Annotated in this window: 4 protein-coding genes; 1 reads left to right on the forward strand and 3 read right to left on the reverse strand. The window is 62.0% G+C overall.

Translation table 11 applies throughout. The features are described 5' to 3' along the window. Window positions 1–150: 150 nt before the first annotated feature. On the reverse strand, window positions 151–2,016 hold the full coding sequence (locus ACFSQR_RS13030) for an alpha/beta hydrolase family protein (RefSeq protein WP_377730288.1): 1,866 nt from the start codon (window positions 2,014–2,016) through the stop codon (window positions 151–153). Window positions 2,017–2,257: 241 nt separating this feature from the next. Between ACFSQR_RS13030 and ACFSQR_RS13035 the strand changes: the two genes are divergently transcribed. Next, a complete protein-coding gene (locus ACFSQR_RS13035; RefSeq protein ID WP_377730290.1) occupies window positions 2,258–2,935 on the forward strand; it encodes a M48 family metalloprotease in 678 nt (225 codons plus the stop codon). A 55-nt stretch (window positions 2,936–2,990) separates the two neighbouring features. On the opposite strand, the gene ACFSQR_RS13040 is transcribed toward ACFSQR_RS13035, so the two are convergent. Continuing rightward, on the reverse strand, window positions 2,991–3,845 hold the full coding sequence (locus ACFSQR_RS13040) for an outer envelope protein (protein ID WP_377730292.1): 855 nt from the start codon (window positions 3,843–3,845) through the stop codon (window positions 2,991–2,993). A 149-nt stretch (window positions 3,846–3,994) separates the two neighbouring features. After that, window positions 3,995–6,007: an alpha/beta hydrolase family protein gene (locus ACFSQR_RS13045; RefSeq protein ID WP_377730291.1), complete on the reverse strand. Its 2,013-nt coding sequence runs from the start codon at window positions 6,005–6,007 to the stop codon at window positions 3,995–3,997. Between the last annotated feature and the right edge of the window lie 333 nt (window positions 6,008–6,340).

The following is a 6,340-nucleotide window of genomic DNA, read 5'->3' on the forward strand; positions in this document are numbered from 1 at the left end:
CCCACCCCTTCCCATCCCGAACAGGACCGTGAAACGACTTTGCGCCGATGATAGTGCTGCAACCAGTGTGAAAGTAGGTTATCGTCAGGCTAGTTATAAGAAGAAGCCCGCTGACTAAACGTCAGCGGGCTTTTTTGCTTTCTGCGCCGGTTATTTGAGGTGCTTCGCCAGGAACTGCTCGATGCGCTTGTAGAAGTCGATCTGGTTTTTCTTGCGCGCCAGGCCATGGCCCTCGCGGTCATAGACGACCCACTCGGGCTCGATGCCCGCGGCCTGCATCTTTTCCCGTAGCCGCTTCCCGTGGGCGATCGGCACCCGGTAATCGTAATCCCCATACATCAGCATCAGCGGCGCCTTGATGTGCGCTGCGAGTTCCACCGGCGAATTCGCCTTGAGCATCTCGGCGTCTTTCTCCAGGTCGCCGATCAGATGTGGAAACATATGCTCCTTAGTGGCGTCCGTGATGTCGGACCAGAAGATCTCATACATGTAACGCGGATCGGTGACCGCGGCCCATGCCACGCCGCAGCGGTACATCGAGCTGCGCCGCGCCAGTTCCATCAGCGCCGCATAACCTCCGAAGCTGCCCCCCGCAACGCACACGCGCTGTGGATCTACCCAGCCCTTGTCGACGGCAAAGCGCAGCGCGTCCACCAGGTCGTCCTGCATGGCCTGGCCCCATTGCTTCCAGCCCGCGCGGTAGTGTTTCTGCCCGTACCCCGTGCTGCCCCTGTATTCCGGCTGGATCACCACATATCCGCGCGTGGCAAGGAACTGCACTTCGGGGTCCCAGGTCCAGGTGCCGCCGCGTACCCACGGACCGCCGTGAACGAGCACGACTGCCGGTCGGGGCGTGTTTCCATCGGTCTTGGCGACCCAGACGGGCAGGTCGGCCCCGTCGCGGGCAGCGATCCGGTGCAGCTCGAGACTGGCCATCTGTTCCGGTTTGATCTCCGGGCGGGCAGCGGCGATCCGCTCGAACCGGTCCTGCTCGACCCGGTACAGCAGGTAATCCCCGGGCGTGCGGTCGGCATAGGAATAGATCAGGACGGTACGTGGATCGGCATACGAGTTCGCGTAAAGCGCGTTCACCCTGCCGGGCAGCAGCGCGTCGGTCTTTTGCTGGATCGCCTGCAGTTTCGGATTGAACCAGGCAACCGCCGGCGAATCGGTGACGACCCGCAGTCCATGCACGACATTACTTCCCTCATCACGGATGGGCCTTGCAGACGCCACATCGAACCCGGGCAAGGCGAGGACGGCTTCCGCCGCCGGCTTGCCCGTAGCGAAATCGAATTTGCGCAGTTCCTTGAATGCGGTGGCCGGGTTGATCGCGTACACGAACAACTCGTCCTTCTCGTTCACGAACCCGAGGGTAAATTCTTCGTTCAGCCATGCGAAGTCGCCGATCTTCTTCCAGGTTTTTGTATGGCGGTCCAGCCAGTAGTGGCGCGTCCTTCCATCCTTGCGGATGGTGCCGGCGCGGCGCAGTTCCTGGTTATCGTAGATCGTGGAGGTCAGGCGCTCGGGCGGCTTCGGCATCGCCTTGTCCGGATCGGTGAATTTCCGGTCCTCCAGGTACGCCAACAGTTCCATGTCCGAGAGCGGGGAGTTCATCTTCTTGGTCTTGGTGCCGGCGCGGTTGACGTACCACTGGCCACTCCCGCTCAGGTCGTTGACGTACCGCCCCTCACGCGTGGCAAAGACCAGCCATTCGTCGCTCAGCCAGTAACTGTCGACGACGTCGAACTCCTGGAACTGGGTGAGGATCCGCGGCGGTTCCTTTCCCTCCAGGTCGATCACCTTCAGGTTGATGGCGCCGCCATCGATGCTGCTCTCGAGCGCGATGAACCGGCCGGACGGAGACAGCGAAACGCTCTGGTTGGGATAATTGGCGAAGAACATCTCGGCGCCGGGCGGCGAAGGCGCCGGCGATGCAGGCGGGGACTCGGCGGCCACCGCCCAGGTGGCTGTGAGGGCTGCACATATCAGGACTGTCGAGCGAATCACAAGCACATGCACCTCCGGCACCTCGGTGAATTGTCGAGCACCGATGGTAGCAGAATCGCTATGACCAGTGGTTCATCAGCCCGGTCTTTTAGCCTTGCGCGGCCTCAACCGGCAGGGCGCTGCCGCGCAAGGACATCGCATGTCGACTGTGTCATCGTTTCCTTCGGCCAATCTCATCGAGGGAGAACTCATGCACAGTATCCACCGCTTTGTTTTCGTCGGAGTCATCACAGCCTTGAGCGTCAGCGTGTCTGCGAACGACCTGCGCGGGCTGTTCGGGGCCGGCAAGGACATGGTCAAGGCAGCCACGCTCACCGACGCAGAGATCATGGAAAGCTCGCGCCTCGCAGTGCGCCAGATGGACCAGGAAGCGCCGATGGCGGCCGCCGGCAGCAAATATGCAAAGCGGCTCGCCAAACTCACGGCGGGCTTGCAGAACGAAGATGGCTTGCAGCTGAATTTCGCGGTGTACGAATCGCCCGACGTCAACGCGTTCGCGACGCCCGACGGCAGCATCCGCGTGTTCTCCGGCCTGATGGACATGATGACGGATGACGAATTGCGCGGCGTAATCGGGCACGAGATCGGCCATGCCAAGCTTGGCCATTCCAAATCGCAGATGCAGAAGGCGCTCGTGATGTCCGGCGCCGCCAAGGCTGCCGCCGCAACGGGCAACAAGTACGCGGCCAACGCCGATACGATCAAGAAGCTGCTGCAGGCCCAGTTCTCGCAGGCCGACGAGATGGCATCCGACGATTACGGCTTCGACTTCCTCAAGAAGCACAAGCACGACGTGCGTGCGATGGCATCGGCGTTCAACAAGCTGGCGCAACTGGATGCCGGCCGCAGCAACCCGCTGACATCGAGCCACCCTGATCCGGCAAGGCGGGCGGAGCGCATGCTGGCGCGCGCCGGCGCGCGATAGTCGTCGCGCATGGACAAAGCCCGCCGGTGAAGGCGGGCTTTGTCATTGGCTGTGCTTAGAAGTGGTACTCGGCCCGGATCATCGGCGTGCGCGCGATATGACCCTTGCCGCCCGTGGTCGCCCCCGTGTTGCCGAATTTGTTGCGCCAGTACTGGTACTCGACGCCTACCCGGAACTTGTTCTTACCCAGGCCCATGGCGATACCGGCGTCGTACATGACCTGCATGTCGATATTGGTCTCGACGCCGGTCGGGTTGCCGACTTCGTCGCGGCCCTTCTTGCCGATGAGGTTGGCGTAGCCTTCGAACGAAAACACTTCGCCGAACGGGATCGCCCACACCGCGTTCAGCATAGGGTGGACGTCATAGGTGTAGCGGCCCGTGACGTTCGAGATGGGCGGGAACGCGCCGCTTGGCGCATTGCTTTCGTGGAGAGCCAGCAGGCTCGTGTTGAAGAAGCCCGCGGGGACGTCCCACATCAGCGTCGGTCCTGCCACCAGCATGCGCTTGCGCGAGTTGTAGCCGACATCGTTCTTGGTGTTCCAGTCGAAGCCGAAGGTGGCGCCGACGCCGCGTATCGGGCCGAACTTGATGTCGTGCCCGCGCAGTTTGCCGATGTCGAGCGTGTGGCGGTACACCACATACGCTTCCTGCGCGCCAGAAGTCTGGTTCAGCGATGCGGGATCGTTGCTGTCGGACTGCAGCAGGTCGACATTGAAGTAGTTGCTGCCGTACTTGTAGCCGCTTGCGTGCGTGAGCGCGAAGATGTGCTTCTTGATGTCCGCCGGGTTGAATGGCTCGGCGAATTGGGTGCCGTAGCGATAGCTGATGGCGGTATCGCTCCAGTCTGCGGCGCTGGCGCCGGCGGTGGCACAGGCTAATACGAGGGCGGCTGCTGCACGTTGGGAAATGCTGTTCAAATTGGGCTCCGGTGTGTTTCTGAATCCGACATTGTATTCAGAAAACGCCCCCAACTGCGCCAAACCGATGCGCCGGCGCGCCAAAACGGCTCGCCTGTTGCGCAAATTGCCGGGGCAGGGCGCCCCGGCAAGGCCTTCCATTACTTCAGGTGCTGGCCGAGGAAGCGTTCCACTCGGCGCCAGAAGTCGATCTGGTTGGTGGTGCGGGCCCAGCCATGGCCTTCGTCGTCGTACACGACCCACTCGGGCTTGACACCGGCATTCGACAGCGCGTCGCGCATCTTCTCGCCATGCACCAGCGGCACGCGGCGGTCCTTGCCGCCGTACGCCAGCAGCACGGGCGCCTTGATGCTGGACGCCAGCTCGATCGGCGCGTTCGCCTTCAGCATGGCAGCGTCCTTCTCGAGGTCGCCGATCATCTTCGGCATGCTGTACTGCTTGGCGTCGTCGCTGATGTCGGACCAGTGGACGGTGAACATCAGGCGCGGATCGGTGACGGCGACCCAGGCGACGCCACACTTGTACAGGTCCTTGTGGCGCGCCAGGCCCATCAGCGTGGAATAACCGCCGTAACTGCCGCCTGCGATGCAGACCTTCTTCGGATCCACCCAGCCTTTATCGACGGCGTACTTCAGCGCGTCGGCGACATCGTCCTGCATGAGCTGGCCCCACTGCTTCCAGCCGGAGCGGTAGTGCGTGTAGCCGAAGCCGGTGCTGCCGCGGAATTCGGGTTCGATCACGACATACCCGCGGGTGGCCAGGAACTGCGCCTCGGCGTCATAGCGCCACTCGCTGCCGCGGGTCCACGGACCGCCGTGGACGACCACGACGGCAGGACGCGGACCGCTGGCCGACTCGTGCTTCGTGATCCACAGAGGCAGGTCGGCGCCATCGCGCGTCTTGGCGCGGTACAGCTCCTTGTTTGCCATCAGGTCGGCACGGTGGCCTGGACGCACCTCGGCGACGCGTTCGAACTTGTCCTCGGCGGCCTTGTACAGCAGGTAGTCGCCGGGAGTCGTGTCGGAGTAGGAGTAGATCAGCACCGTTTTCGGATTGGCGCAGGGGCGGCAGGTCAGCATGTTCACGCGGCCGGGCAGGAGTGCGTCGGCCTTCTGCTGGATTTTCTGCATGGCAGGGCTGAACCACGCCACGCTCTGGGCATCGGTCAGCAGGCGCAGGCCATGCACGGTGTTGTTGCCCGGGTCGGTGATGGGCGAGACGTCCTCCGCGTCGAAGCCAGGCAGGGCGATCAGGGCGTCCTTCATGGGCTTGCCCGAGGCAAAGTCGAACTTGCGAATCTCGGACAGTCCCGTCGACGAATTGATCACGGAGACGAACAGCTGGTCCTTTTCGTCGATGTATTCGGGCGTGAAGTCGGCATTCAGCGATTCGTACTCGGCGATCTTGCGCCATTGGCCGGTCTTCGCATCGGACAGGTAGACGATCGTGTTCGGGCCATCGGTGCCATACCCGACCCGAGCCTGGCCGAGCTCGTCGATCACCCAGCCCTTGACCTTGCCCGGCGGGGCGGGGCGGTCCTTGAAGAGCGAGCGCACGCCGCCGGTCGACACGTTCATGACACGTGGCGTCGTGTGCGTGACTTCCGAGTAGCTCGGATCGTAATGGTATTCGGCCAGGACAATGTCATTGGTGCCTGGAGCGCCGACGCCGATCATGCGGTGGTTCGGCTCCAGCGGCTGCGCACCGCCGGATGGGAAAGCGGAATCGAACTTCTTCTTGATCAGCTCGCGCATGCGGGTGCCATCGCGATTCACGGCGACCAGGCCGGAGCCGGTCGTCTTGCCGTTGCGGCTGACCTCGTCATGGGTGGTGAACACCATCCACTCATCGTTGATCCAGACCACGCCATCGACGTCGAGTCGCGAGAATTTCGCCACCAGGCGCGGCTGTTCTTTCCCTTCGAGATCAATGACCTTCAGCTGGACGCGGCCTTCCGGATTCAGTTCACGGATCGACATCCAGCGGCCGGAGGGCGACAGGTCCACATCCTGGATCGCGTTCGGCTTGAAAAAACTCTCGACGGACAATGCTTCTGCGCCCGGCTTTGCCTGCGCCAGGGCCAGTTGCGAAAGCGGGGCGGTACACGCAAAGGCCAGGACGGCGCCCAGTGCGATTCGATACGGTGATTTCAAGGTTCCCTCCAGGTTTGGCCATTAGTGGTGTTCAGGCAATGATACCTATAGTAGCCCGCGGCGAATACTATGTGTCGCAACCCATGTTTAAGTTTGTCCAGCCCTTGCCAGACTCATCCGCGCTTGCTATAGTGCGCCTCCTTGTTTGAAACGCCGCGAAATCAAGTAGTTGCGATGATAATGAGATGTGTTGCTTCAACAGCGACACGAAAAAAAGAGGGGTTGACGAGACGCACCAAACGCTTCATACTCTCTCTTCTCTGCTGCTGACAAACACAACGCTTTGTCGACAAGTAGCAAGCAGTACCGAATTCAAGTTCTTTAACAATCAAC

The sequence above is a fragment of the Pseudoduganella sp. GCM10020061 genome (assembly GCF_042683405.1).
Taxonomy (GTDB): Bacteria; Pseudomonadota; Gammaproteobacteria; order Burkholderiales; family Burkholderiaceae_D; genus Telluria.